Origin of the sequence: Thermus brockianus (assembly GCF_001880325.1) — a bacterium.
In the GTDB taxonomy this organism is placed as follows: Bacteria; Deinococcota; Deinococci; order Deinococcales; family Thermaceae; genus Thermus; species Thermus brockianus.
Genome location: NZ_CP016312.1, coordinates 206,217 through 231,200, shown reverse-complemented (window position 1 = coordinate 231,200; position 24,984 = coordinate 206,217). Strand labels below are relative to the sequence as shown.

The 24,984-nt window shown below is 67.8% G+C and carries 22 protein-coding genes and 3 pseudogenes; 14 read left to right on the top strand and 11 right to left on the bottom strand.

The features are described 5' to 3' along the window. Position 1: 1 nt before the first annotated feature. A complete protein-coding gene (locus A0O31_RS01155; RefSeq protein ID WP_152024380.1) occupies positions 2–1,270 on the bottom strand; it encodes an NfeD family protein in 1,269 nt (422 codons plus the stop codon). A gap of 43 nt (positions 1,271–1,313) precedes the next feature. Here A0O31_RS01155 and aroE point away from each other — a divergent pair, with 43 nt between their 5' ends. The 3 genes and pseudogenes from aroE (at position 1,314) to polA (ending at position 5,169) form a co-directional block, all read left to right on the top strand. Continuing rightward, a complete protein-coding gene (gene aroE, locus A0O31_RS01150) occupies positions 1,314–2,114 on the top strand; it encodes a shikimate dehydrogenase (RefSeq protein WP_071676320.1) in 801 nt (266 codons plus the stop codon). After that, a pseudogene (locus A0O31_RS01145) lies at positions 2,105–2,673 on the top strand (IMPACT family protein). Before aroE ends, A0O31_RS01145 begins: the two are co-directional and overlap by 10 nt. Positions 2,674–2,676: 3 nt before the next feature. Further along, positions 2,677–5,169: a DNA polymerase I gene (gene polA, locus A0O31_RS01140; protein ID WP_071676319.1), complete on the top strand. Its 2,493-nt coding sequence runs from the start codon at positions 2,677–2,679 to the stop codon at positions 5,167–5,169. Here the strand turns inward: polA and A0O31_RS01135 are convergent. Next, complete coding sequence (locus tag A0O31_RS01135) at positions 5,166–5,426, bottom strand: AzlD domain-containing protein (protein ID WP_071677880.1); 261 nt, start codon at positions 5,424–5,426, stop codon at positions 5,166–5,168. The genes polA and A0O31_RS01135 overlap by 4 nt on opposite strands. Then, complete coding sequence (locus A0O31_RS01130; protein WP_071677879.1) at positions 5,423–6,055, bottom strand: AzlC family ABC transporter permease; 633 nt, start codon at positions 6,053–6,055, stop codon at positions 5,423–5,425. Before A0O31_RS01130 ends, A0O31_RS01135 begins: the two co-directional genes overlap by 4 nt. Before the next feature lie 72 nt (positions 6,056–6,127). On the opposite strand from A0O31_RS01130, the gene glmM reads away from it, so the two are divergent. The 6 genes from glmM to rnr are packed head-to-tail and all read left to right on the top strand — an operon-like array spanning position 6,128 to position 12,172. Beyond that, entirely contained in the window at positions 6,128–7,429 is a 1,302-nt protein-coding gene (gene glmM, locus A0O31_RS01125; protein WP_071676318.1) for a phosphoglucosamine mutase, read from the top strand. 44 nt (positions 7,430–7,473) lie between these two features. Continuing rightward, positions 7,474–7,971: a DUF4143 domain-containing protein gene (locus A0O31_RS01120; protein ID WP_084720293.1), complete on the top strand. Its 498-nt coding sequence runs from the start codon at positions 7,474–7,476 to the stop codon at positions 7,969–7,971. Between the two features lie 48 nt (positions 7,972–8,019). Further along, positions 8,020–8,304: a ribosome-binding factor A gene (locus tag A0O31_RS01115; protein ID WP_071676317.1), complete on the top strand. Its 285-nt coding sequence runs from the start codon at positions 8,020–8,022 to the stop codon at positions 8,302–8,304. Further along, positions 8,283–8,681 (top strand): acyl-CoA thioesterase, encoded by a 399-nt coding sequence (locus tag A0O31_RS01110; protein WP_071676316.1) that lies wholly within the window; start codon positions 8,283–8,285, stop codon positions 8,679–8,681. Before A0O31_RS01115 ends, A0O31_RS01110 begins: the two co-directional genes overlap by 22 nt. Positions 8,682–8,685: 4 nt before the next feature. Beyond that, positions 8,686–9,930: an aspartate aminotransferase family protein gene (locus A0O31_RS01105; RefSeq protein ID WP_071676315.1), complete on the top strand. Its 1,245-nt coding sequence runs from the start codon at positions 8,686–8,688 to the stop codon at positions 9,928–9,930. A gap of 1 nt (position 9,931) precedes the next feature. Then, complete coding sequence (gene rnr, locus A0O31_RS01100) at positions 9,932–12,172, top strand: ribonuclease R (protein ID WP_071676314.1); 2,241 nt, start codon at positions 9,932–9,934, stop codon at positions 12,170–12,172. Here rnr and amrB read toward each other — a convergent pair. Next, positions 12,169–13,282, bottom strand: a pseudogene (gene amrB / locus A0O31_RS01095) (AmmeMemoRadiSam system protein B). The gene rnr and the pseudogene amrB sit on opposite strands and share 4 nt — an antisense overlap. After that, positions 13,266–14,552: an HDIG domain-containing metalloprotein gene (locus A0O31_RS01090; RefSeq protein WP_071676313.1), complete on the bottom strand. Its 1,287-nt coding sequence runs from the start codon at positions 14,550–14,552 to the stop codon at positions 13,266–13,268. Before A0O31_RS01090 ends, amrB begins: the two are co-directional and overlap by 17 nt. Here A0O31_RS01090 and coaE point away from each other — a divergent pair. From coaE to A0O31_RS01070, 4 genes are read left to right on the top strand one after another with little or no spacing between them, the layout of a single operon-like run. Then, positions 14,532–15,137, top strand: a complete 606-nt coding sequence (coaE, locus tag A0O31_RS01085; RefSeq protein WP_071676312.1) for a dephospho-CoA kinase — start codon at positions 14,532–14,534, stop codon at positions 15,135–15,137. The two genes, A0O31_RS01090 and coaE, sit on opposite strands and share 21 nt — an antisense overlap. Before the next feature lie 4 nt (positions 15,138–15,141). Next, positions 15,142–15,834, top strand: coding sequence for an SDR family oxidoreductase (locus tag A0O31_RS01080; RefSeq protein WP_071676311.1), 693 nt, complete (start codon positions 15,142–15,144; stop codon positions 15,832–15,834). Positions 15,835–15,843: 9 nt separating this feature from the next. Continuing rightward, positions 15,844–16,248, top strand: a complete 405-nt coding sequence (locus A0O31_RS01075; protein WP_039456046.1) for a SufE family protein — start codon at positions 15,844–15,846, stop codon at positions 16,246–16,248. Next, entirely contained in the window at positions 16,248–16,790 is a 543-nt protein-coding gene (locus A0O31_RS01070) for a glycerol-3-phosphate acyltransferase (protein ID WP_071676310.1), read from the top strand. The genes A0O31_RS01075 and A0O31_RS01070 overlap by 1 nt, the downstream gene beginning before the upstream one ends. On the opposite strand, the gene A0O31_RS01065 is transcribed toward A0O31_RS01070, so the two are convergent. From A0O31_RS01065 to A0O31_RS01040, 6 genes and pseudogenes are all read right to left on the bottom strand, one after another. Further along, positions 16,787–17,854 carry a branched-chain amino acid ABC transporter permease gene (locus tag A0O31_RS01065; protein ID WP_071676309.1) on the bottom strand — a complete coding sequence of 356 codons (1,068 nt, stop codon included), beginning with the start codon at positions 17,852–17,854 and terminating at the stop codon, positions 16,787–16,789. The genes A0O31_RS01070 and A0O31_RS01065 overlap by 4 nt on opposite strands. A 1-nt stretch (position 17,855) precedes the next feature. After that, positions 17,856–19,708, bottom strand: a pseudogene (locus A0O31_RS01060) (AMP-binding protein). Positions 19,709–19,714: 6 nt separating this feature from the next. Beyond that, positions 19,715–20,464, bottom strand: a complete 750-nt coding sequence (locus A0O31_RS01055; protein WP_071676308.1) for an ABC transporter ATP-binding protein — start codon at positions 20,462–20,464, stop codon at positions 19,715–19,717. Continuing rightward, a complete protein-coding gene (locus tag A0O31_RS01050; protein WP_071676307.1) occupies positions 20,464–21,240 on the bottom strand; it encodes an ABC transporter ATP-binding protein in 777 nt (258 codons plus the stop codon). The genes A0O31_RS01055 and A0O31_RS01050 overlap by 1 nt, the downstream gene beginning before the upstream one ends. Beyond that, entirely contained in the window at positions 21,240–22,115 is an 876-nt protein-coding gene (locus tag A0O31_RS01045) for a branched-chain amino acid ABC transporter permease (protein ID WP_071676306.1), read from the bottom strand. Before A0O31_RS01045 ends, A0O31_RS01050 begins: the two co-directional genes overlap by 1 nt. Positions 22,116–22,145: 30 nt before the next feature. After that, positions 22,146–23,330: an ABC transporter substrate-binding protein gene (locus tag A0O31_RS01040; protein WP_071676305.1), complete on the bottom strand. Its 1,185-nt coding sequence runs from the start codon at positions 23,328–23,330 to the stop codon at positions 22,146–22,148. 77 nt (positions 23,331–23,407) lie between these two features. Between A0O31_RS01040 and A0O31_RS01035 the strand changes: the two genes are divergently transcribed. Next, positions 23,408–24,817, top strand: a complete 1,410-nt coding sequence (locus A0O31_RS01035; protein ID WP_071676304.1) for a lyase family protein — start codon at positions 23,408–23,410, stop codon at positions 24,815–24,817. The last annotated feature ends 167 nt before the right edge of the window (positions 24,818–24,984 follow it).

The window sequence follows — 24,984 nt, the reverse complement described above, 5'->3', positions numbered from 1 at the left end:
ACTATTCCTCCAAAGGTTCCACCAGCACCGTGGGTCCCCGCACCTCCACCACCCGGATGGCGGTGCCCTTGGGGATGAAGCCGCGGTGGGCCACCACGTCCACGCGCTTGGCGCCAAACCGCCCCACGCCCCCGGGGCGGAGGTCGGTGAGGGCCGTGCCCACCGAGCCCACCTCCACCACCTCCTCCGTGGCGTGTTCGGCGATGGCGCTTTCCAATACCAAGGCCCGGGCAGGCCGGGTCCTTGGCAGGTACCGGAAGACCACGAGGAGGCCAAGCCCCAAGGCGATCACGGCGATGGCCAGGACCAAAAGGGCGTTTTCCCCGAAGGTGAAGTAGACGGAGGCCAGGATGGACCCCACGCCCAGGGCTCCGGCAAGGCCAAAACCGGGGAAGAGGAAGGCTTCCGCCAAAAGGAGCGCCACCCCCAGGAAGAAGAGGAGGAGCTCAAAGGCCCCGGAAAGCCCCGCAAGCCACCCGCCGGCGAAGTAAAGGGCCAAAAAGGCGAGGCCCAAAGCCCCCATGACGCCAAACCCTGGGGTGAAGAGCTCAATGAGGAGGAGGAGAAGCCCTAGGGCGAGGAGGAGGCCGGCCACGGTGGAACTGGTGAGGAAGCGGGCCACCCGCACCCTAGGCCCCGGCTCCAGCCGCTCCGTTTCCGGGCTAAAGCCCGCCTGCCGGAGGGCCTCGGGGAGGCTCGCCGCCTTGAAATCCGCCACTTTGAGCTCCACCGCCTTGTCGGCGGAGAGGGTTAGGGGCTCCCCCTTGGCGGAAAGCCCCGGGACCTCCACGGCCGGGTCCACCATGGCCTCGGCCAGTTCCACGGGCCGCCCCCGGGCCTCGGCCACGGCGCGGAACTTGCCCTTCAGGGCGGAGATGACCTTCTGGTCCGCCGCTTGGGGTTGACCGAGGGGCGGGGCCACCACGGGAAGGGCGGCCCCGATCTCCGAGCCCGGGAGCATGGCCACTTGGCGGCAGGCGAGGGCGATGAGGGCCCCGGCGGAGAAGGCGTTTTGCACCACGGCCAGGGTGGGGAGGGGGGTTTGCAGGATGCGGTCCGCCATGCGGATGGCGGCGTCCACCCGGCCGCCCGGGGTGTCTATGAGGAAGGCCACGCCGCTCGCCCCCTCCCGTTCCGCCCGGGAGAGGGCTTCCTCCACGAAGACCGCCAAGGCTGGGTCAATCTCCCCTTGGATGGGGATGAGGTAGGTCTTTCCCCATGCCAGGGAGAAGAGGAGGGCAAGGGCCAGAAGCCTTTTCACCGCCCTCATTCTATACGGTCCCTGGGAACAAGGGTGGGCTATGCTGAAGGGGATGTTGCGCTTTGCCGTCCTGGGCCACCCCGTGGCCCACTCCCTATCCCCGGCCATGCACCGCTACGCCCTGGAAAGCCTGGGGCTTAAGGGGAGCTACGAGGCTTGGGATACCCCTCTGGAAGCCTTGCCGGAGAGGCTTCTTGCGGTGCGGCGGGGTTTTCGGGGGGTGAACCTCACCATTCCCCTGAAGGAGGCGGCCCTGGCCCTCGTGGACTGGGTTTCCCCGGAGGCCAAGGCGATTGGGGCGGTGAACACCGTGCTCCACGTGGAGGGGAAGCTGCTTGGCTTCAACACCGATGCCCCCGGGTTCCTGGCCGCCCTGGAGGCGGGGGGGATACCCCTAGAGGGCCCCGCCCTGGTCCTGGGGGCGGGGGGGGCGGGGCGGGCCGTGGCCTGGGCCTTGAGGAAGGCGGGCCTCGAGGTCTGGGTTTGGAACCGCACCCCCGGGAGGGCCGAGGCCCTGGCGGCGGAGTTCGGCCTTAAGGCCGTGCCCCTCTCGTGGGCCAGGAGGGCCAGGCTTCTCGTGAACGCCACCCGGGTGGGCCTGGAGGATCCCGAGGCCACCCCGCTTCCCCAGGAGTTCTTCCCCGAGGAGGGGGCGGCGGTGGACCTGGTCTACAGGCCCCTTTGGACCCGCTTTCTGAAGGAGGCGAAGGCCCGGGGGCTCAGGGTGCAGACGGGGCTTCCCATGCTGGCCTGGCAGGGGGCCTTGGCCTTCCGCATCTGGACGGGCCTCCTCCCCGACCCCAGGGGCATGGAGGAGGCGGCCCTAAGGGCCTTGGGGGAGCCGTGCGCCTGACCCTGGCCGGACCCGTCTTCCATGAGGAAACCATCCAGAAAAGCCGCTTCATCGCCAAGGCGGCGCCCGTGGCCTCGGAAGGGGAGGCCCGGGCGTTTTTGGAAGGGAACCGGGAAGAGGCGGCCACCCACAACTGCTTCGCTTACAAAATCGGCCACCTTTACCGCTTCTCCGACGACGGGGAGCCCGCGGGAACGGCGGGAAAGCCCATCCTCCACGCCATAGAGGCCCAGGGCCTAGATGGGGTGGTGGTCCTGGTGGTGCGCTACTTCGGCGGCATCAAGCTCGGGGCCGGGGGGCTCGTGCGGGCGTATGGGGGGTGGCGGCGGAGGCCCTGAGGCGGGGGAAGAAGGTGCCTTGGGTGGAGTGGGCGGAGGCCACCTTCCTCGTCCCCTTCGGCGAGCTTGGCCGGGTTTACCCTTTGGTGCGGGACAAGGTGGTGGGGGAAAGCCACGGCCAGGAAGGGGTTCTCCTGCGCCTCCGGCTTCCCCAGGAGGCCCTCCCTTCCCTGGAGGTGGCCCTCCAGGAGGCCACCCGGGGGAAGGCCCGTAGAATGTGAGGGATGCTTCCCCTCTTTGAGCCCAAGGGCCGGGTGCTCCTGGTGGACGGCCACCACCTGGCCTACCGTAACTTCTTCGCCCTCAAGGGGCTCACCACGAGCCGGGGCGAGCCCGTGCAAGGGGTCTACGGCTTCGCCAAAAGCCTCCTCAAGGCCCTGAAGGAGGACGGGGACGTGGTCATCGTGGTCTTTGACGCCAAGGCCCCCTCTTTTCGCCACGAGGCCTACGGGGCCTACAAGGCGGGCCGGGCCCCTACCCCGGAGGACTTTCCGAGGCAGCTTGCCCTCATGAAGGAGCTTGTGGACCTTTTGGGGCTGGAGCGCCTCGAGGTCCCGGGCTTTGAGGCGGACGATGTCCTCGCCGCCCTGGCCAAGAAGGCGGAGCGGGAAGGGTACGAGGTGCGCATCCTCACCGCCGACCGGGACCTCTTCCAGCTTCTTTCGGACCGCATCGCCGTCCTGCACCCGGAAGGCCACCTCATCACCCCGGGGTGGCTTTGGGAGAGGTACGGCCTGAGACCGGAGCAGTGGGTGGACTTCCGCGCCCTGGCCGGCGACCCTTCCGACAACATCCCCGGGGTGAAGGGGATCGGCGAGAAGACGGCCCTGAAGCTCCTAAAGGAGTGGGGTAGTCTGGAAAATATCCAAAAAAACCTGGACCAGGTCAGTCCCCCTTCCGTGCGCGAGAAGATCCAGGCCCACCTGGACGACCTCAGGCTCTCCCAGGAGCTTTCCCGGGTGCGCACGGACCTTCCCTTGGAGGTGGACTTTAGAAGGCGGCGGGAGCCCGATAGGGAAGGCCTTAGGGCCTTCTTAGAGCGGCTTGAGTTCGGGAGCCTCCTCCACGAGTTCGGCCTCCTGGAAAGCCCCCAGGCGGCGGAGGAGGCCCCTTGGCCGCCGCCGGAAGGGGCCTTCTTGGGCTTCCGCCTCTCCCGGCCCGAGCCCATGTGGGCGGAACTCCTTTCCTTGGCGGCAAGCGCCAAGGGCCGGGTCTACCGGGCGGAGGCGCCCCATAAGGCCCTTTCGGACCTGAAGGAGATCCGGGGGCTTCTCGCCAAGGACCTCGCCGTCTTGGCCCTGAGGGAGGGGCTCGGCCTTCCCCCCACGGACGATCCCATGCTCCTCGCCTACCTCCTGGACCCCTCCAACACCACCCCCGAGGGCGTGGCCCGGCGCTACGGGGGGGAGTGGACGGAGGAGGCGGGGGAGAGGGCCTTGCTTGCCGAAAGGCTTTACGAGAACCTCCTAAGCCGCCTGAAAGGGGAAGAAAAGCTCCTTTGGCTCTACGAGGAGGTGGAAAAGCCCCTTTCCCGGGTCCTCGCCCACATGGAGGCCACGGGGGTGAGGCTGGACGTACCCTACCTAAGGGCCCTTTCCCTGGAGGTGGCGGCGGAGATGGGCCGCCTGGAGGAGGAGGTTTTCCGCCTGGCGGGCCACCCCTTCAACCTGAACTCCCGCGACCAGCTGGAAAGGGTGCTCTTTGACGAGCTCGGGCTTCCCCCCATCGGCAAGACGGAAAAAACCGGGAAGCGCTCCACCAGCGCCGCCGTCCTCGAGGCCCTGCGGGAGGCCCACCCCATCGTGGAGAAGATCCTCCAGTACCGGGAGCTCGCCAAGCTCAAGGGCACCTACATTGACCCCCTTCCCGCCCTGGTCCACCCCAGGACGGGCAGGCTCCACACCCGCTTCAACCAGACGGCCACGGCCACGGGCCGCCTTTCCAGCTCCGACCCCAACCTGCAGAACATTCCCGTGCGCACCCCCTTGGGCCAAAGGATCCGCCGGGCCTTCGTGGCCGAGGAGGGGTACCTTCTCGTGGCCCTGGACTATAGCCAGATTGAGCTGAGGGTCCTGGCCCACCTCTCGGGGGACGAAAACCTCATCCGGGTCTTCCAGGAGGGCCGGGACATCCACACCCAGACGGCGAGCTGGATGTTCGGCCTGCCGGCGGAGGCCATAGACCCCCTCAGGCGCCGGGCGGCCAAGACCATCAACTTCGGCGTCCTCTACGGCATGTCCGCCCACCGGCTTTCCCAGGAGCTGGGCATCCCCTACGAGGAGGCGGTGGCCTTCATTGACCGCTATTTCCAGAGCTACCCCAAGGTGAAGGCCTGGATTGAAAGGACCCTGGAGGAGGGGCGGCAAAGGGGGTACGTGGAGACCCTCTTCGGCCGCAGGCGCTACGTGCCCGACCTCAACGCCCGGGTAAAGAGCGTGCGGGAGGCGGCGGAGCGCATGGCCTTTAACATGCCCGTGCAGGGCACCGCCGCTGACCTGATGAAGCTCGCCATGGTGAGGCTCTTCCCTAGGCTTCCCGAGGTGGGGGCGAGGATGCTCCTCCAGGTCCACGACGAGCTCCTCCTGGAGGCGCCCAAGGAGCGGGCGGAGGAGGCGGCGGCCCTGGCCAAGGAGGTCATGGAGGGGGTCTGGCCCCTGGCCGTGCCCCTGGAGGTGGAGGTGGGCATCGGGGAGGACTGGCTTTCCGCCAAGGGCTAGAAGAGGGCGTAGGCCGCCATCCCGAGGAGGACGCTGAGGCCGAGGTGGCGGGAAAGCCTCCAGGCGAGGAAGACCACACAAAGGGCGGCCAGGGTCTTGGCCCAAAGCCAAGAAGGGGGCGGTCCGAAGGCGGAAACCAGGAAGAGGGCCACCACCAGGGCGGGCCCCGCTTGGCCTGGGGAAGGGCCCTTTTCCTCCCGCCAGGGCAGATAGCGGAGGAGCAAGGTGCCCAGGGCCAGAACCAGGATGGGGGTCAAGGCCGCCTCCACAAGAAGCCCAAGACGCCCGCCAAGACGAGCCCCCAGGCGGTCTGGCCCAGGAGGTGGAGGGCGAAGGCCAAAAGCCCGGCGCCCAGGGCCACGGGGTTCCGCAAATGGGGTAGGGCGAGGAGGGAGAAGAGGGCGGGCAGGGCGAAGGAAAGGCCTTCCCCCACCCCCGGAAGCCCCTTTAGCCTTGTGGCGCCGAAGACGCCCAGGAGGGTGCCGAGGTTCCAGGCCAGATAGGCGCCGAGGCCAAGGCCTAGGAAAAACCCCGTGCGGGCGGTTTGGGGTAGTCCAGGGAGGAACTTTAGGGCCACGGCGAAGACCTCGTCGGTGAGGAAGAAGGCCAGGAGGGGATGGCCTGCCAGGTAAGGCCTTAGGGCTGGTCCGTAGAAGGCGTGGCGCAGGTTTAGGAGAAGGGCCATTCCCGTGGCGAGCCAGGGCGAGGCCCCTTCTGCCAGGAGGCCGAGGAAGGCGAACTGGCTCGCCCCGGCGAAGACCAGGAGGGAAAGGAGCTGCACGGCCCAAGGGGCAAGCCCTGCGCCGGCCCCAGCCATGCCGAAGGCCACGGCCACGGGAAAGTACCCCAAGGCCACGGGCCAGGCGGCGAGAAGCCCCTGGCGCAAGGGGTTTGCCGTGGACGGTGGGAGGGCGGCCATGGGGGGATTTTATAAGGAGGGTGGGGTATAGTGGGCCGGATGAGGCGCTACTTTGGCACCGATGGGGTGCGGGGGGAGGCGGGCAAGCACCCCCTTACCCCGGAGTTCGTCCTAAAGCTGGGCCAGGCGGCGGGGGCCTACTTCCGCCGGGAGGGGGCGAGGCCGGTGGTCCTCCTCGCCAAGGATACCCGGGAGTCCTCGGACCTCCTGGAGGCGGCCTTGGCGGCGGGGCTTCTTTCCCAAGGGGTGCGGGTGGAGCACCTGGGGGTGCTCCCCACCCCGGGGGTGGCCCACCTGACCCAGCGGCTTGGGGCCACCGCCGGGGCCATGATTTCGGCGAGCCACAACCCCTATCAGGACAACGGCATCAAGTTCTTTGGCCCTGCTGGGGAGAAACTCCCCGACGAGGCGGAGGAGGCCATAGAGGCGCTTCTAGAGGAGGCCCACCCCACCCGGGGCATCGGCACGGTGGGGGACTTCCGGGAGGCCGAAAGGATGTACCTGGACTTCCTATTGGAACATGCCCCGGACCTCTCGGGCCTCAAGGTGGGCCTGGACCTGGCCCACGGGGCCACCTGCCGGGTAGGGCCGAAGCTCTTCCAGAGGGTGGGTGCCGAGGTCATGGCCTTCTTCAACACCCCCGACGGCCGCAACATCAACAAGGGGTGCGGCTCCACCCACCCGGAGGCCCTGAGCCGCTTCGTGGTGGAGCTCGGCCTGGACCTGGGCATCGCCTTTGACGGGGACGGGGACCGGGCCCTTTTCGTGGACCGCAAGGGCCGCCTCTTCCATGGGGACCACGTCCTCTACCTGGCCGCCTTGGCCTTTGGGGAGGAGGGGGTGGTGGGGACGGTGATGAGCAACATGGGCCTCGAGGTGGCCCTCAAGGAGAAGGGCATCGCCTTCCACCGGGCGCAGGTGGGGGACCGGTACGTGCTGGAGATGCTCAAGGAAAAGGACCTTTACCTTGGGGGGGAGCCCTCGGGGCACGTGATCTTCCGCCGCCACCACACCACGGGGGACGGGCTTTTCACCGCCCTCATGGTGCTTGGGGCCCTGAAGCGCACGGGCGGAGACCTCGCCGACTGGTACGAGGCCCTTCCCCTTTACCCCCAGGTCCTCCTCAACGTGAAGGTGGCGGACAAGGCCAAGGTGATGGGCCACCCCAGGCTCAAGGAGGCGGTGGCCGAGGCGGAGAGGAGGCTTGGGGGAAGGGGCCGGGTCAACGTGCGCCCCTCGGGCACCGAGCCCGTGGTGCGGGTCATGGTGGAGGCGGAGGAGGGGGCGGAAGCCTTGGCGAAGGAGCTCGCTGCCCTGGTGCGTTCCCTGGACCAAGGGTAGGGGGAGAGGGGTATAACCTTGCTTTTTTGACATCATGATGCTAGATTAGCCGCTATCTTGACCTCCTTGTGGACCTCTACTTGCTCCGGCGCCTCCCTCCTTTGGAGGCCCACGTGGGCAAGCGCCTGATTAGGTCGCCGAAGCTGTATCTCCGGGATAGCGGTCTCGTGCACGCCCTTCTCCACATCCCCGACCTCGAGGCCTTGCTGGCCCATCCTGTGGTGGGGGCGAGCTACGAGGGGTTTGTCGTGGAGAACCTCCTGCGGGTTTTGCCCGAGGGCGGGGAGGCCTTTTTCTACCGCACCCGGGCAGGAGCGGAGGTGGACCTGGTCCTTTCCCTACCTGGTGGGAGGATGGTGGCCGTGGAGGTGAAGCGAAGCCTGGCCCCCAAGCCTTCCAGGGGGTTTTTGGAAGCCATAGGGGACCTGGCGCCCCAGGCCGCCTATGTGGTCTACCCTGGAAAGGAGGCCTTTCCCCTCGGGAGGGGGGTTTGGGCCACGCCCCTAAAGGCCCTCATGGAGAACGTGGGGCGGGGTGCCTAGGCGGTAGGCCCGGCAAGCTTGCCCTTCGCTTTGGGATATGCTAAGGCCATGTACGGCCGGGCCCATTTGGAGGAGCGTTTGAAGCGGGCCCTGGCCGAGGCCCTCCAGGGCCTCGAGGACCCCAGGCTCTTCCTCCTCACCGTGGAAGCGGTGCGGCTTTCCCCTGACGGAAAGGTCCTCACCGTGTACGTGGAGGCCTTCGCCGAGGAGGAGAAGGCCCTGGCCGCCCTGGAGCACGCCAAGGGGAGGCTCCTTTCCGCCCTGGCGGAAAGGGTGCGCCTCCGGCGCCTGCCCCGGCTGGCGTTTATGCCATGGAGACCACAACCCTCCTAAAGGTCCGCTACGCCGAAACCGACCAGATGGGGGTGGTGCACCACTCCGTCTACGCCGTTTACCTGGAGGCGGCCCGGGTGGACTTTTTGGAGCAGGCCGGGCTTCCCTACCACGCCATTGAGGCCCGGGGCGTCTATTTCCCCGTGGTGGAGCTTGGCCTCACCTTCCGCGCCCCCGCCCGCTTCGGCGAGGTGGTGGCGGTAAAAACCCGGCTTGCGGGCCTTTCCCGGCGCGACCTCCGCTTCGCCTACCGGGTGGAGCGGGAGGGCCTCCTCTTGGCGGAAGGCTACACCCGCCACCTCTGCCAGGTGGGGGAGAGGGCGGGGCGTATCCCGGAAGACCTCTACCAAGCCTTGCGTGTGCTACACTTAGGGTAGCATTTTGGGCATGGACCCTTTCACCCTCTTTGAACGGCACATCAACCCTGGGCTTGCTGGGCTTCTCCGCTTTACCGGCCTTGACCGCACCGAGTCCCACGCCGAAGGCCCGTATGTCTGGGACACCACGGGCAAGCGCTACCTGGACTTTTTGGGGCTTTACGGCACCCTGAACCTAGGGCACCGCCACCCCAAGGTGGTGGCCGCCGTGGAGGCGCAACTTCGGCGCATGCCCATGTCCGTGCGGGTCCTCGTTTCCGAGCCCACGGCGCGGCTTGCCGCCAAGCTGGCGGAGATCACCCCTGAGGGCCTGGAGATGGTCTTCTTCGGCAACTCCGGGGCCGAGGCGGTGGAGGCGGCCATCAAGCTGGCCCGGGCCTACACGGGGAAGCCCGGCATCGTCACCACCCAAGGGGGCTTCCACGGTAAGACCATGGGGGCCCTTTCCCTCACCCCCAAGCCCGAGTACCAGGACCCCGCCAAGCCCCTCCTTCCCGGGGTCAAGGTGGTGCCCTATGGGGACCTCGAGGCCCTGGAGGCTGCCCTGGACGAGGACACCGCCGCCGTCATCGTGGAGCCCATCCAAGGGGAAGGGGGTATCCGGGTGCCCCCGGAGGGGTACCTGAGGGGCGTCAGGGAGCTTACCCAAAAGCGGGGCATTCTCATGATCGCCGACGAGGTGCAGACCGGCCTGGGCCGCACCGGGAAGCTTTTTGGGGTGGACTGGGAAGGGGTTTCCCCCGACCTCATGACCCTGGCCAAGGCCTTGGGGGGCGGGGTGATGCCCATCGGGGCCTGCGTGGGCCGGCGGGAGGTCTTTGAGGTCTTCAAGCAAAACCCCCTCTACCACTCCTCCACCTTCGGCGGCAACCCTCTGGCGGCGGCGGCGGCCCTGGCGGCCATAGAGGTGACCTTGGAGGAGAACCTGCCCGAGAGGGCCTTGGAGGTGGGGGGGTACCTCATGGAGGGGCTAAAGGCCTTGCAAGGGGAGTTCCCCCACCTCATAGAGGACGTGCGGGGCCGGGGGCTGATGCTGGGCATAGAGTTCACCGACGCCGATATCGGCGCCTTGGTGGTGGCCGAGCTGGCCGAACGGGGGGTGATCACCGCCTTCGGCCTCAACAACCCCAAGGTGGTGCGCTTGGAGCCCCCCCTCATCATCGGCAAGGAACACGTGGACGAGGCCCTAGCCGCCCTTTCCGAGAGCCTAAAGGCCACCGAGAGGGCCTTGGAGGGCCTCCTGGGTTAGAATGCAAGAAACGCTGCTGGAGTTTTTCAAAAAGACGGGCAGGCCCCACCGCCTGGAGGAGATCCTAAGGCGGTTCGGCCTGGAAAAGCGCGAGGCCAAGGCCTACCTGAAAGCCTTGGTGCGGGAAGGGCTTTTGGAAAAGAAGGGAAGCCAGTACTTCCTCCCCGCCAAGGTGGTGGGCCCCCTTAGCCTTCACCGGGACGGCTACGGCTTCGTGCGGCTTCCGGACAAGGACCTCTTCATCCCCCCGGGGTACACCCTGGACGCGTGGCCCGAGGACCTGGTGGAGGCCCGCATCATGCCTCCCGGGCGGGACGGGAGGCCTTGGGGCGTGGTGGAACGGGTGGTGAAGCGGGCCCGGGAACGGGTGGTGGGCACCTTGGACTTCCGCCGGGGCTACGCCGTCCTCGTCCCCGACGAGCCGGGCCTGCCCGAGCTCAGGCTTCTTCCCGAAGGGCTCCATGGCCTCAAGCGGGGAAGCCGCATCGTGGTGAAGGTCCACTACGGCAAGCGCCCTTACGGGGAGTTCTTGGAATACCTGGGGGAAGGGGATGCCCCGGAGACGGAAACCGAGGCGGTCATCGCCAAGTACGGCCTGAGGGCGGAGTTTCCCGAGGAGGTCCTTAAGGAGGCGGAGGCCATTCCCCTGGAGATCCCGGAAAAGGAGCTTCAAAGGCGGCAGGACTTCCGCGCCTTACGGGTCTTCACCATAGACGGGGTGGACGCCAAGGACTTTGACGACGCCATCCACATTGAGCGGCTTCCCCGGGGCTACCGGGTGGGCGTCCACATCGCCGACGTTTCCTACTACGTGCAGGAGGGAAGCCCCTTGGACCAGGAGGCCTTCCTCAGGGGGACGAGCGTTTACCTACCGGGCCGGGTCCTGCCCATGCTCCCTGAAAGGCTTTCCAACGGGGTCTGCTCCTTGAAGCCGGGGGAGGACCGCCTCACCCTTTCCGTGCTCCTTGACCTCACGGAGGACCTCGAGGTCCAAAGGGTCCGCTTCGCCGAGGGGGTGATAAGGAGCGTGGCCCGCCTCACCTACACCGAGGTGGAGGCCTTCGCCGAGGGGTTTGGCCTGCCCGAGGCCCACGCCTTCTTGGCGGAGGACCTCAGGCTCCTTTTGGATCTCACCGGGCGGCTTCGGGCGAAACGCTTGGCCGCTGGGGCCTTGGACTTTAACTTCCCCGAGGTGAAGGTGGAGGTGGAGGGGGGCACCCTCCACCTCATTCCCCAAGCGGAGCCAAGGGCCCGTAGCCTCATTGAAGAGCTCATGCTCCTCGCCAACCAAAAGGTGGCCGAGTACCTGGTGAAGCGAGGCCTCCCTGGCCTCTTCCGGGTGCACGAGGAACCCCTGGAGGAGGCCTACGGCAAGCTCCGGCTGGCCCTGGCCCGGCTCGGCTACACCTTGCCCGAGGAGGTTTCGCCCCGGGCGTTGCAGAAGGTTCTCCTTAAGGCCAAGGGCCGCCCGGAGGAGCCCGTGGTGGCCAATCTGGTCCTCCGCTCCTTGCGCCTCGCCCGCTACGCCGCGGAGAACCTGGGCCACTTTGGCCTCTCCATGGAGCACTACCTCCACTTCACGAGCCCCATCCGCCGCTACCCGGACCTGGTGGTGCACCGGGTGCTCCGGGCTGCCCTGCGCCGCACCCTGACCCCGGCCAAGAAGGCCCGCTGGCTGGAAACCTTCCCGGGCATCGCCGAGCACGCCTCGGAGAGGGAACGCAAGGCGGAGGCGGCGGAAAGGGAACTCACCAAGTACTACATGGCCAAGTGGGCGGAGCTTCACGTGGGGGAGCGCTTCACGGGGAAGGTGACGGGGGTGGCGAGCTTTGGCGCCTTCGTGACCTTGAAAAACGGGGTGGAGGGCCTGGTGCGCCTCGAGGCCCTGGGGCCCTACACCTACAGCGAGGAGGCCCTGGCCCTCTTGGGCCCTAAGGGGAAGCGCATCCGCCTGGGGGACGAGATGGAGGTGGTGATCGCCGGCGCCAACCCCAGGCTGCGGCAGATTGACCTCGTGCCCTACCGGGAAGAGGAAAAGGAAAACAAGGCCTCCCGGAAGGGGGCCTCGAGAAAGGAGGTGGAGATGCGCAAAGTGGTAGGACCACCCAAGGAGAAGGCGCGGGACACGCGGCCCGAGCGGGCCACGGTGGAAACGGTGTACTTCGGGGAGTGGCAGCCCAAGGAACACCGGGAAACCCGTCCCGTGGACACCCGGGCCCGGAGGCGGCGCCGGCGCCGTTAGGCAAAAACAAGCGTTCCCGCCCCCACGGCGCTTAGGGTGGGGGCCTCGAGGTCCAGGCGGTAGGCCAGGACCTCGCCCTTTTGGCCCCGGAGGAGGGGGCTAAGGCTCCACCACCTCCGTGGCATCCACCCGGGTAGGGTTCGCCCCCAGGTGGGCCAAGGCGGCCTCGGGCTCCCCCTGGGCGAGGCGGCCTAGGAAACCTAGGTCCCGCCGCCGCGCCTCCTCCGCCAGGGGGCGGGACAGGGGCTTGTCCCCAAAGCGGGGCCCCACGTGGGAGAGGTCCACCGCCAGGACCAGAAGGCCTGGGTGCTCCGCGAGGACCACCTTCAGGGCTTCGCCGAAGGCCGCCGTCCTTTGCCCCACCAGGAGGGGGAGGAAGCGGGCCTGGGGGAAGACCCCTTTGAGGAAGAAAAGGGGAAGCTCCAGGCTATGCTCTTCCCGGAAGGCCAAGGGGGTGTTGAAAAGCTCAAAAGGAAGAAGGGCGTCCAGGGCCTGCAGGGCGCCGAGGTCCGGCTCCGCCGGGCCAAAGGGGGTGTGGAAGGGTACGGGGAGGGCGGCCACCCTCTCCTTAAGGGGCCTGTGGGCCACCCCCACCACGTAGATGCGCTCGGGGGGCGCTGTCTTCTCTAGACTGGCCAGGGCCGCCCCGTAGACCTCGGGCACGCGGCTTGGCTCCAGGTGGGGGAGGAGGAGCGCCCGGGCGGGCGGGGCTTCCCCGGAGAAACTGGCCCGAAAGGCTTCCAGGAAGGCCTGGGCCTCCTCCTCCCTTTCCGGGTAGGAAAGCCCGGCGAGGCGCATGGGCCTTTCCCGCTTGAGTTTTTCCTCCTCCTCTCTAAGCCTCGCCTCCACCTTTTCCGTAAGGAGGAGCCCGGCCTCCTCCAGGGCCTTGGCGAGTTCCTCCAGCTCCTTGAGCGGGACGATGACCCCGTGGGTCCTAAAGACCTCCTCCCGCACCTCCTCTAGGGTGCGCCCCTCCATGAGGGAGAGGAGGAAAAGCCCCCCCTCCGTGAGGGCCAGGGGCTTCTCGTAGACCCCGTAAGGGTCCCGCAGGAGGAAGCCCCCTTCTATGGGGGTGATCTCGGGCGTGCGTAGCCTAAGCCGGCCTGCCACCCTTCCAATATAGGAGAAAGGCCTCCGCCTCCTCACGGCTTCCCACCCTGCCCTCCGCCTGGGCGAGGAGGAGGGCCTCGAGGGCCCTTCCCACCTCGGGGCCTGGCCTCAGGCCTAAAAGGGCCATGACCTCGTCCCCGGAGAGGAGGGGCCTTTGGGGTAGGGGTTCTTCGGAAGCCTCCTGGAAACGCTCTAGGAGCTCCCAGGCCTCGCCCTCCACCCCCTTGGCCCCCAGGCGGTCCGCCGCCATGAGGTAGGGGAGGTCGGGGTGGAGGTCCTGGCGCTTGAGAAGGAAGCGGCGGAAGGCTCCCCTTTCCTCGGGGGGGCGGTCCATGTGCCGGCGCACCAGGGCGGCCACCTTCTCCTGCACCTCCTTGGGGAAGCGGAGCCAGGAAAGGGCCGCCCTCGCCACCTCGGCCCCCACGTCCGCGTGGCCCAGGAAGCGGTACCGCCCCACCTCGGGGTCAAAGCGGCGGGTGAGGGGCTTCCCCACGTCGTGGTAGAGGGCGGCCAGCCGGGCCTCCAGGGGGGCCTCGGGCCAGAGCCAGAGCAGGTGAAAGAGGACGGAAAGGGTGTGCCGCCAGGCGTCCAGGTGGTGCACCCCGCCCTGGAAGTGGCCCACGAGGGGCAGGAGTTCGGGGAGGTAGACCGCAAGGAGCCCAAGCCGCTCCAGGAGGGCCAGGCCGTGGGCCGCCCGGGGAGAGAGGAGGAGCTTGGCGAGCTCCTCCCGCACCCGTTCCCGCGCCGGGAGGGCCTCGGGGTGGGCCAAGAGGTGGCGGGCGTGGCGGCGGAGGGCCTCCCGGGTAGCCTCGGGGAGGCCCAAGCCCAGAGTGGCGGCAAGCCGCACGCCCCGGAGGCTCCGGAGGGGGTCCTCGTAGAGGTTTTCCTCCCGCACCGGGACCAGGACCCTCTTGGCTAGGTCCCTTTCCGCCCCTTCCAGGCCAAAAATGCCCCCTCCTTTCCAGAAGAGGGCGTTTATCCGGTAGTCCCGCCGGAGGAGGTCGTCCTCTAGGCTTCCCTCCAGGGGCGTGAAGTCCAAGGTGAGGCCCCCCACCACCAGGCGGTAATGGCCCCGCGCCGCATCCAAGGGGAAGAGGCTTCCCCCTAGGCGGCCTTGGGCCTCCTGGGCGGCTTTCTCGGGGTCCAAGGCCACGTAGTCCAGGTCCTTGGGCCTAAGCCCCAGGAGGAGGTCCCGAAGAGCCCCCCCTACGGGGAAAGCCCCCTTGGGGGTATAAAAGGGGAAGTCCCTATGGCGCACCAGGCGAAGCACCCCATCATTATCGGCATCACCGGCAATATCGGGAGCGGCAAGAGCACCGTGGCCCAGCTCCTTCGGGCCTGGGGCTACCCGGTCTTGGACCTGGACCTCCTGGCGGAAAGGGCCAGGGAGAACAAGAAGGAGGAGCTTAGGCGGCTTTTCCCCGAGGCCTTCCGCGGCGGGGTCCTGGACCGGAGGGCCTTGGGGAGGCTCGTCTTCGCCGACCCGGAGAGGCTTAGGGCGCTGGAGGACCTCCTCCACCCCGAGATCCGCCGCCTCCTAGAGGAGGAGCTCGCCCGCCTCGAGGCTCCCCTGGTCTTCCTGGAAATCCCCCTCCTCTTTGAGAAGGGGTGGGAGGGGAGGGTGGATGCCACCCTCCTGGTGGCCGCCCCGTGGGAGGAGCGCCTTCGGCGGGTGGTGGCCCGCTCGGGGCTAAGCCCAGAGGAGGTTTTGGCCCGGGAGCGGGCGCAGATGCCCGAGGCGGAAAAGCGCAGGCGGGCCACCTGGGTGGTGGAGAACGCGGGAAGCCTGGAGGACCTGGAGCGGGCCCTAGGGGAAGTCCTTGCCGACATCCGGGCGCGGTTTGGGGTAAGGTAGGGGCATGCGGGTGGCGCTCATCTCGGGGGCGAGCCGGGGCATCGGCGAGGCCACGGCCCGCCTCCTCCACGCCCAGGGCTACCGGGTGGGGCTTTTCGCCCGGGACGAAGCGAGGCTTTCAGCCTTGGCCCGAGAGCTTGGGGAAGGGGCCTTGCCCCTTCCCGGGGACGTGCGGCGGCTTGGGGACTGGGAAAGGGCGGTGGCCGCTTTGGAGGAGGCCTTCGGCGGGGTTTCTGCCCTCGTCAACAACGCCGGCATCGGCATCCTGAAGCCCCTCGCCGAGCTTTCCGAGGCGGAGGTGCGGGAGGTCTTGGATGTGAACCTCGTGGGGCCCTTTTTGGGCCTCAAGGCCGCCCTTCCCGCCCTCAGGCGCGCGCGGGGCGTGGTGGTGAACGTGGGGAGCCTGGCGGGGAAGAACCCCTTCAAGGGGGGTGCGGCCTATAACGCCAGCAAGTTCGGGCTTCTGGGCCTCATGGGAGCGGCCATGCTGGAGCTCAGGGAAGAGGGGGTGCGGGTGGTGAACGTCCTGCCGGGCTCGGTGGACACGGGCTTCGCCGGGAATACCCCGGGGGCGGCCTGGAAGCTCGCCCCCGAGGACGTGGCAAAGGCCATCCTCTTCGCCCTGGAGATGCCGGAAGGGGCCCTGGTGAGCGAGATAGAGCTTAGGCCCACCCAGCCCCCCGCCAAGGGAGGATAAGCTTAGGGCATGCTGCCTTCCAAGCTTCAAGCGGCCTTGGACCTCATCCGTTCCCTCCCCAAGGAGCTCAAGACCGAGGTCCTCTTGGACTACGCCAAGAAGGTCCCTCCACCCCCCCAGGGGGTGGAGCTGGAGCGGGTGCACGAGTGCCAGACCCCCTTTTTCCTTAAGGCCGAGGTGGAGGGGGGGAAGGTGCGCCTCCACTTCATGGTCCCCGACGAGGCCCCCACGGTGAAGGCCTTCGCCGGGATCCTGAAGGAGGGCCTCGAGGGCGAACCCCCCGAGGCCGTCCTCGCCGTGCCCCCGTCCTTCTACCGGGGGGCGGGGCTTGAGGAGATCCTCACCCCCCTTAGGCTTCGGGGCCTGGAGGCGGCGCTTTTGCGCCTACAGGAGCAGGTGCGCCGGGCGCTCTGATGCTTTGGGCCTTCCTCCTCGGCTACGCCGTTGGCGGGCTTCCCGTGGCTTACTGGTTTGGGGCCCTGCGGGGGAAGAACCTTCTTGTGGAGGGCTCGGGCAACCCGGGGGCCTTAAACGCTTACCGGGTCTTGGGCCCCGTCCCCGGCCTTTTGGTCCTCCTTCTGGACCTCTTCAAGGGAGCCCTTGCCGTGGCCCTCGGTGAGGGGATCACGGGGAACCCGGTGGGGGGGCTTCTGGGGGGCATGGGGGCGGTGTGGGGGCACGCTTTTTCCCCGTGGCTTCTCTTTCGCGGGGGCAAGGCCATAGCCCCAGGGGTAGGGGTACTCTTCGCCGTGGACCCCAGGCTCTTCCTGGGGGCCCTTTTGCTCTTCGCCCTGCTTTGGGCCCTAAGCCGAAGGCCCTACCGGGCCGCCTTGGCCGTGGCCCTGGCCTTGCCCCTTCTGGCCGCCTTCTTTGGCAAGACCCCGGCCCACCTCCTCTTCGGCCTCGGGGTGGGCCTTCCCGTGGCCTTGCGCCACCTCAAGGACTGGGACCGCTAGTAGGGGAGGGGCCAGGTGCGGAAGTAGTTCCGTATCCGGCCCCACAACCCCACCAAGCCCAGGGGCTCCAGGATGAGGAAAAGGAGGATGAGGAGGCCGAAGGCCACGTTGCGCCAGGCGGCCAAGGTGGCCGCGTACTCCGGCCCCAGGGCCCCCACGAAGCTATTTAGAACCTCGGGGATGAGGAGGACGAAGAAGGCCCCCAAGACCGCCCCCAATACCGTCCCCGCCCCGCCCACGATGACCATGGCCAGGTACTGGATGCTCACGCTTAAGGGGAAGTACTCCGGGGTCACCGCCTTGTAAAGCTGGGCCAAAAGCCCCCCGGCCACCCCGGCGTAAAAGGCGGAAAGGGCGAAGGCGAAAAGCTTCACCCGGGTCAGGTCCACCCCCGCTACCCGGGCGGAGAGGTCGTTGTCCCGCACAGCGTTGAAGGCCCGCCCGGCCCGGGTCATGAGGAGGCGCTTGCCGTAGAAGAAAAGGGGAAGGGCGAAGAGGAGGACCAGGTACCATAGCCTTTCCGGGGTGTCCAGGCTTAGGCCGAGGACCTGGGGCGGGGGCAGGGTCCGGCCCCGGATCCCCCCCGTCACCGCCTCCCAGTTCTTGAACACGTAGTCCGCCAGGAACTGGAAGGCCAAGGTGGCGATGGCCAGGTACACCCCCTTGATGCGCAAGGAGGGGAGGGCGAGGACCAGGCCCAAGAGGGCGGCGATAAGGCCGCCCAGGAGGATGCCCAAGGGAGCCAAGGGGCCGAAGAGGTGGCTTGCGGCGTAGGCCCCGACTCCCATGAAGGCGGCGTGGCCCAAGGAGATCTGCCCCGCCCCGCCCACCAAGAGGTGGAGGCCCAAGGCGGAAAGGGCCCCGATGGCCACCAGGGTGGCCACGTACATGGGGTAGGGCCCGAGGAGGAAGGGGAGAAGAAGGAGCAAAAGGAGGAAGGCCCAAAGGGCGAGCCGCCCCAGCGGCGTGCTGGCGTAAGCCTCGTCCTCCCGGTAGGTTTCCCGCACCGCCCGGGCGAAGCGGCGGCTATAGGCGTCGGTGAGGCGTTTGGAAAGGGCGTACACCTTAGACCTCCTGGACCTCGAGGACCGCCTCCAGCCGCCCCTCGCCCTCGAGGTAGCGGATGGGGAGGCTCACCTCCACCCGCCCCCCCTCCCCGTAAAGGGCCTGGATCACAGGGGCGTAGCGGCTTTCCACCACCTGGCGGCGCACCTTGCGGGTGCGGGTGATCTCCTCGTCGTCGGGGTGAAGTTCCTTGGGCAAAATGGCGAAGCGCTGGATGCGGAGCTTTTCCGGCAGGGTCCTGTTCACCATGCGGATCTCCTCGGCGATGAGGGCCCGCACCTCGGGGCGCTCTGTGAGCGAAAGATAGGTGGTGAAGGGAATACCCCGCCTACGGGCCCAGTTCTGCACGTTCTCGGGGTCCAGCTCCACCAAGGCGGTCACGAAGGGCTTCCCGTGGCCCAGGACCACGGCCTCGCGGATATAGGGGGAATACTTCAGGCGGTTTTCCAGGAACTGCGGGGCGAAGCGGGTGCCGTCCGCCAAGGCGCCCACCTCCTTCACCCGGCCGAGGATCACCAGGTGCCCCCGCTCGTCAAAGAAGCCGGCGTCCCCGGTGCGGAAGAAGCCGTCCTCAGTGAAGCTTTCCCGGGTGGCTTCCTCTTGCTTGAAATAGCCCAAAAAGACCTGCGGTCCCCGCACCTGGATTTCGCCCTCCGGACTTAGGCGCACCTCCGTGCCCGGCAAGGGAGGCCCCACGGTCTCCGGGGGGGCGTCCCCGCTTGTGTGGGCGGTGGTGGCGGCGGCGGTTTCCGACTGGCCGTAGACCTGGCGGATGTCCAGGCCCAGGGCGCGGAAGAAGGTGAAGACCTCGTTTCCCAAAGGCGCCCCCCCGGTGACGGCGATGCGGCAGGCGGCGAGGCCCAGCCGCGCCCTTAGGGGCCTTGCCACCAGGGGGTAGAAAAGGGCCCGCTTGAGGTTGAGCCAAAGGCCCACGGGCTCGCCCCTAAACTCCCGGCTCGCCCCTTCCAGCAAGGCGCCCATCCCCACCCGGTAAAGGAAGGCCTTCAGGAAGTCGGCGTCCTGCATGCGGCTTTGGATCAGGCTCGCCATGTCCTCCCAAAGCCTCGGGGGGCCAGGAAGAAGTCGGGCTGGACCTCCTTGAGGTCCTCCCGCAAGGTGGTGGGGTCCTCGGGGAAGTGGACCGTGGAGCCCTCCACCAGGCCCTGGACCACGGTGAGCATCTGCTCGCCGATCCAGGGCAAGGGGAGGTAGCTGAAGACCCAGGCCCCCTTCTGGAAGCCCAGGGCCCGGCCCACGGCCTCGTGGCCCGCCAGGAGGTTGCGGTGGGAGAGCATGGCCAGCTTGCTCCGCCCCGTGGTGCCCGAGGTGGGGGCGAGGAGGGCCACCTCCTCCGGGCGGCGCTTCCTTACCGCCTCCTCCCCCAGACGCTTGTCGCCAAAGGCCTGGCTAAAGCGGCGCACCTTGCCGCGGAAGTGGCGGCTCATGCCCGCCTCCTCCCACACCAGGACGAAGTCCACCAGGTGCAGGTGGGGGTAGACCTTGTCCAGCTGCTCCTCGTCGGACACCGCGATGCCCTTGGCCCCGGTGAACTGCAAAAAGTAGCCCACCTCCTCGGGCATGGCGTCGGCGTAGATGCCCATGGGCAAAGCGCCCAGGGCCTGGGCGGCGAGCTCCGCCTCCACCCACTCTGGAGCGTTGTGCCCTAAGATGGCGAGGACCTCGCCTTCCCGGAGGCCCAGGGCGTGGAGCCCCCCCGCCAGGCGCAAGACCTTTTCCCAAAGTTCCCGCCAGGAGGTCTTCTGCCACACCCCAAGCCGCTTCACTCTTAGGGCCGGGGCCTCGGGGCGCTCCTTGGCGTGGCGGTACAGGTGTGCTAAAAGGGTTCCTTCCATGGCACCTCAGGCATGGCCCAAGTAGGCCTCCACCACCTTGGGGTCTTGGCGCACCCCCTCCGGGGGGCCGTAGTAGAGGACCTCCCCGTAGGAGAGGACCAAGACCCGGTCGGAAAGCTCCAGCACCGCCCTCAGGTCGTGCTCCACCCAAAGCAGGGTGACGCCCCACTCCTCCCGGGCGTCCAGGAGGAAGCGGGCCAGGTCTTGCTTCTCCTCCAGGGCAAGCCCCGCCATGGGCTCGTCCAGGAGGAGGAGCTTGGGCCGGCCCGCCAGGGCCCGGGCCACCTCCACCCGCTTCTGGAGGCCGTAGGGGAGCATCCCCGCCGGGGCGTGGCGGTAGGGGGAGAGGTGGAGGTAGTCCAACACCTCCTCGGCCCAGGCCCTAAGCCGCCACTCCCTCGCCGCTTGGGGGAGGCCCAAGGGGTAGCTGGCCAGGGCCAACTCGGCTCCCAGTTTGACGTTGTCCAGGACGCTCATGCCCCGGAAAATCTCTAGTCCTTGGAAGGTGCGGCCCAGGCCCATGCGGGCCCTTTCCTGGGGGCTTTTCCCCTTGAGGTTTTGCCCGAGGAAGACCACCTCTCCCTTTTCCGGTTCGTACACCCCAGAAAGGACGTTTAGGAGCGTGGTCTTGCCCGCCCCGTTGGGGCCGATGACGGCGAAGAACTCGCCCTCGGTCACGCTGAACGTTACCCCGGCCAGGGCCTTCACCCCCTTAAAGGAAAGGTGCAGGTTCTCGGCCTCGAGGATCACCCCCATCACACCCACCTCTTCCGCCGGCGGTAGCGGCGGGCCTGCCGGAAGCCCACCTCCTCCTTGCCCAGGTAAAACTCCATCACGTCCTGGTCCTCCATGGCCGCCTTCGCATCTCCCTCAAAGACCACCCGGCCCCGCTCCAACACATAGACCCGGTCCACGATAGCCAGGGCGGCCCGGGCGTTTTGCTCCACGAGAAGGAGGCTTAGCCCCTTTTCGTGCCTGAGGGCATTCAGGGTTTGCATCACCTCCTCCACCAGCTTCGGGGCCAGGCCCAAGGAAGGCTCGTCCACCACGAGAAGCCTAGGGCGGGTGAGGAGGGCCATGCCCAAAAGGAGCATCTGCTGCTCCCCTCCCGACAGGTAGCCCGCCTGCTCGTGGCGGCGCTCAAAGAGGCGGGGGAAGCGGGCGAAGACCTCGTCCATGCCCTCCTTAAGCTCTCTAGGGGAAAGGCGGTGGCCCGCCGCCACCAGGTTTTCTAGGGGCGTGAGGTAACGGAAAAGGGGCCTACCCTCCAACACGGCCGTGAGGCCCATCTGGGAAAGGCGCACGGGGTCCAGGTGGGTGGTGTCCTGGCCGAGGAAGCGGATGTGCCCGTCCAAGACCCGCCCCTCAAACTTGGGTAGAAGCCCGGCTAAAGCGCGCACCAAGGAGCTTTTTCCCGCCCCGTTAGGGCCCAGAAGCGCCACCGCCTCTCCTTCCCTTACCTCCAGGGAAACCCCGTCCAGGGCCAGGATCACCCCACGGTAGACCACCTTGAGGTTCTCCACGGAAAGCATCACACCCTCTCAATCTGCCGCTCGCCCAGTAACCCGTAAGGCCTCACCAAGAGCACCAGAAGGACCACCAAGAAGGGCAAGGCCTCGGTGAAGCCGGGGAGGATGGGCTCCAGGTAGCGTTGGGAAACGGCCTCTAGGACGCCTAGCAAGAACCCGGCCAAAAGCGCCCCGCCCACGGAGTCCAGCCCTCCCAGGATGGCCACGGGGAAGACCTTCATACCGAAGAAGACCAGGTTGTGCCCCACCCCGCTCGCCACCGCCAAGAGGGCTCCCGCCAGGGTGGCGAGGAGGGCGGAAACCCCCCAGACCCCGGCCAGGATGCGGGCGGTGGGGATGCCGAGGGCTAGGGCGGCCACCTCCCGCTCGGAGATGGCCCGCACCAGGATGCCGTATTTGCTCCGCCTTAGAAGCCAGAGAAGGCCTAGGCCCAGGGGGAGGGCCAAAAGGAGGTTCCACACCGCCCGGGAGGATACGAACACGCTCCCCGCTTGGAACCCCAGGTCCGGCAGGCTTCCCGTCAAGTACTTGAGGTCCGGCCCCCAAAGGAGTTGGACGCCCCCGTCCAGGGCTGCCGCCAAGCCGATGGTGGCCATGATGACCGCCACCACGTTCCGGCCCAATAGGGGCCGTACGAAACCCCCCTCCACCAAGATCCCGAAGAGGAAGGCGAGGGGCAAGGCGGCCAGGATGGCCAAGGGGAGGGGCAGGAAGAGGGCGAAGGTGTAGGTGAGGTAGGCCCCCACCAGCAGGAACTCCCCTATGGCGAAGTTCACCACGCTGGTGGCCCGGTAAACCAGGACAAAGCCGAGGGCCAAGAGGCCGTAAAGGGCTCCGTTGGCCAGGCCGCCGATGAGGTAGGGCAGGAGGTCGGACACGGGTCCTCCACGGAGGTGGGCCAGAGGCCTTTAGGCCAGCTTGATCCAGTCGGTGATGGCGTTGAAGCGTCCCTCCCGCACGCTCGCCCGGTAGAGCTTGGTGTAGGGCAGGCGGTGGTTGACGAACTGGTAGCTCCGCTGTAGGCCCAGGCCGTTATAGTCCCCGAGCTTTTCCAGGTACTCCACCACCCCGGCCCGGGTGAGCTTCCCCGCCGCCGCTGCCCGGCGCATGGCCTCGGCCACGGCCAGGGCCACGGCGAGGCTGCCCATGTAGTAGGTGGGACGGTAGGAGGTGTCCCGCCCCTTGCGCTGGCGGAACTTGCGCATTTCGTCCACGGCGGGCACCAGGGTGTCGTACCAGTAGGCGTTGTGGTAGGTGACGGTGAAACCCTCCGCCGCTGGGCCTGCCCGCTGGATGAGGGCGAGCTCCGCCGAGTAGTACGTGCCCATAAACCGGGCTTGCAGGCCCTGCTCCCGGGCGGTGCGCAGGATGAGGGGTTCTACGGAGAGGGCGTAGCCCTGCAGGATCACGTAGTCGGGGTTGGCCCGCCGCAGGTTGAGCACCACGGGGGTGGCGTCGGTGAAGGCGGGGGGGGTCACCTCCTCGTGCACCACCTCCATCCCCAAGGCCTTGGCCCGTTCCTTCACGTAGGGAATGGGGTCGCGGCCGAACTCCGTGTTGGAGTAGACGAGGGCGATGCGGGCCCGGGCCTTCTCCAAGCGGATTTGGCGCAGGAGGGCCTCCATCATGTCGTTGTAGGTGGGGCCGAAAACGAAGATGGTGGGGTAGGTCTTGGGGTCGGCGAGCTCGTTGGCGAAGCTGGTGGCGGAGTAGGGGAGGCCCAAACGGGCGATCTCGGGGGCCAGGGCCTTGGAAAGCCCGGTGGAGTCCCCGTAGACGAAAAGGAGCTCGTCGGGCCTTTCCCGGGAAAGGACCCGGTTAAAGGCGGCGGTGCCCTTGGCCACGTCGTAGCCCGTGTCCTCCACGATGAGCTCGAGTTTACGGCCACCGATGCCGCCTAGGACTTCGTTCACGTAGTCCACCCCGTCCACAAATCCTTCCCGTCCGGCGTTCCCGGCGAAGGCAAAGGGCCCCGTGAGGGGCAAGAGGGTGGCGAGCTTCACCGGCCTGGCCTGGGCTAGGGCGATGTAGGGCATGCCCAGGGCCACCATGGAACCCACGCCCACTTTCCGCAAAAATTCCCTGCGCTTCATGTTCGCCTCCTTCCGGCTTTGCTTGCGGTCAACATAACACGGGGCCTTCTCCCCGTCAACGGTCTTAGGATGGGGGCATGCGCTGGCACGGGGTGTACCGCCGCTTCGTCCTGGCCCCCCACTACCGCTTCGCCCGGGAGCGCCTGGTGCCCCACTTCTTTGACGCCCTCACCGCCTATGCCCTGGAGCTCGCCCGCCTGGGAATCCCAAAGGCTAAGGAGGCGGTGTTCGCCTTAAGGGAGCTTCGGACCCTGCCCCTTCCCAGCTTCACGGGGGAGGTGGAGGACGTCTTTTTTTCCATTCAGCTCCAGCTTTCCGAGCACTGGGGGGAGGAGGTGGCGGGGGCGGTGCGCCGCGGCCTCTCCCGAAACGATCTGGACCTCACCGTCTTCCGCGCCTACTTAAAGGACCAGGTCCTTGGGCTTCTTGGGGACTTTCTGCGCTTAAGGCATGCCCTTTTGCGCCTTGCGGAGGCTCATTTTGGCGTGCCCCTCGTCCTTGCCACCCACCACCAGCCGGCCCAGCCCTCTACCCTGGACCACTACCTCCTTGGGGTGGAGGCCCTTTTGGAGCGGGACTACCGGAGGCTTGTCCAGGCCCTTTCCACCCTGGACCGTTCGCCCTTGGGGGCAAGCGCCTTGGCGGGAAGCCCCTACCCCGTGGACCGCGTGCGCCTCGCCCACCTCTTGGGCTTCCAGGGGCCCGTGGAGCACACCCTGGACGCCGTGGCCGCCGGGGATTACGCCTTGGAGCTAGCCTTTGCCCTGGCGGGCTTGGGTACGAGCCTTTCCCGCCTCCTCACCGACCTCTTGGCCTGGGCGGCCCGGGGCGCCTTCGTGGTAGGGGAAAGCCTCGCCCAAGGCTCCAGCTTCATGCCGCAAAAGCGGAACCCGGTGGTGCTGGAGCACGCCCGCATCCGGGCGGGGAGCCTGGTGGGCGGGGCTGGGGTTTTGGCCTACCTCAACCACAATACCCCCTTCACGGACCTCAACGACCACTCCACGGGGGTCCTGGAGCCCCTAGCCAGCCTCTTGGCCGAGGCGGAGGCGGCGCTAGCGCTCACCCGGGTAGCCTTGGAGGAGAGCCGTTTTGAGCCGGCTCTTCTCCTCGAGGCCCTTTCCCCGGAGGTTTTGGCCTCGGAGGCGGTGGACTTCTTGGTGCGCAGGGGTGTGCCCCTCCCCGAGGCCTACCGGCGGGTGCGGGGCGCCCTGCCGGGGGTGCGGCCCGAGCTCTTGGGGGTGGAGCGGGAGGAGCTTGTGGCCTGGATGGGCCTCGAGGCCTTCTTCGCCCGGCGGGAGGTCCTGGGGGGCGTGGGCCCGAAGGCGCGGGAGGAAGCCCTAAAGAGGGCCAAGAAGCGGCTTCGGGAGGACCGGAAGGCCCTAGCCGCCCTGCGGGCCAGGGTGCGCCTGGCCCGCCGGCGCCTCCTCACGGAGGACCCGGAGGGTCTTGGGGAGGAGGGGCCTAAGCCCAAGGACCAAGAGGGGTAGGCGAGAATCCGCTCGGCCAAGGCGCGGGTGGCCGGGAAGAGCCGGGTTCCCCGAGGGCGCGCTTTCCCCTTTTCCCGCCTACCAGAAGGGGGGCAAGAGCGTAAACACCCCGCCCCCAAGCGCCCTTGAGGCCTCCCCAGAAAACCCCCGCTTTCCGGGAAGTGGGT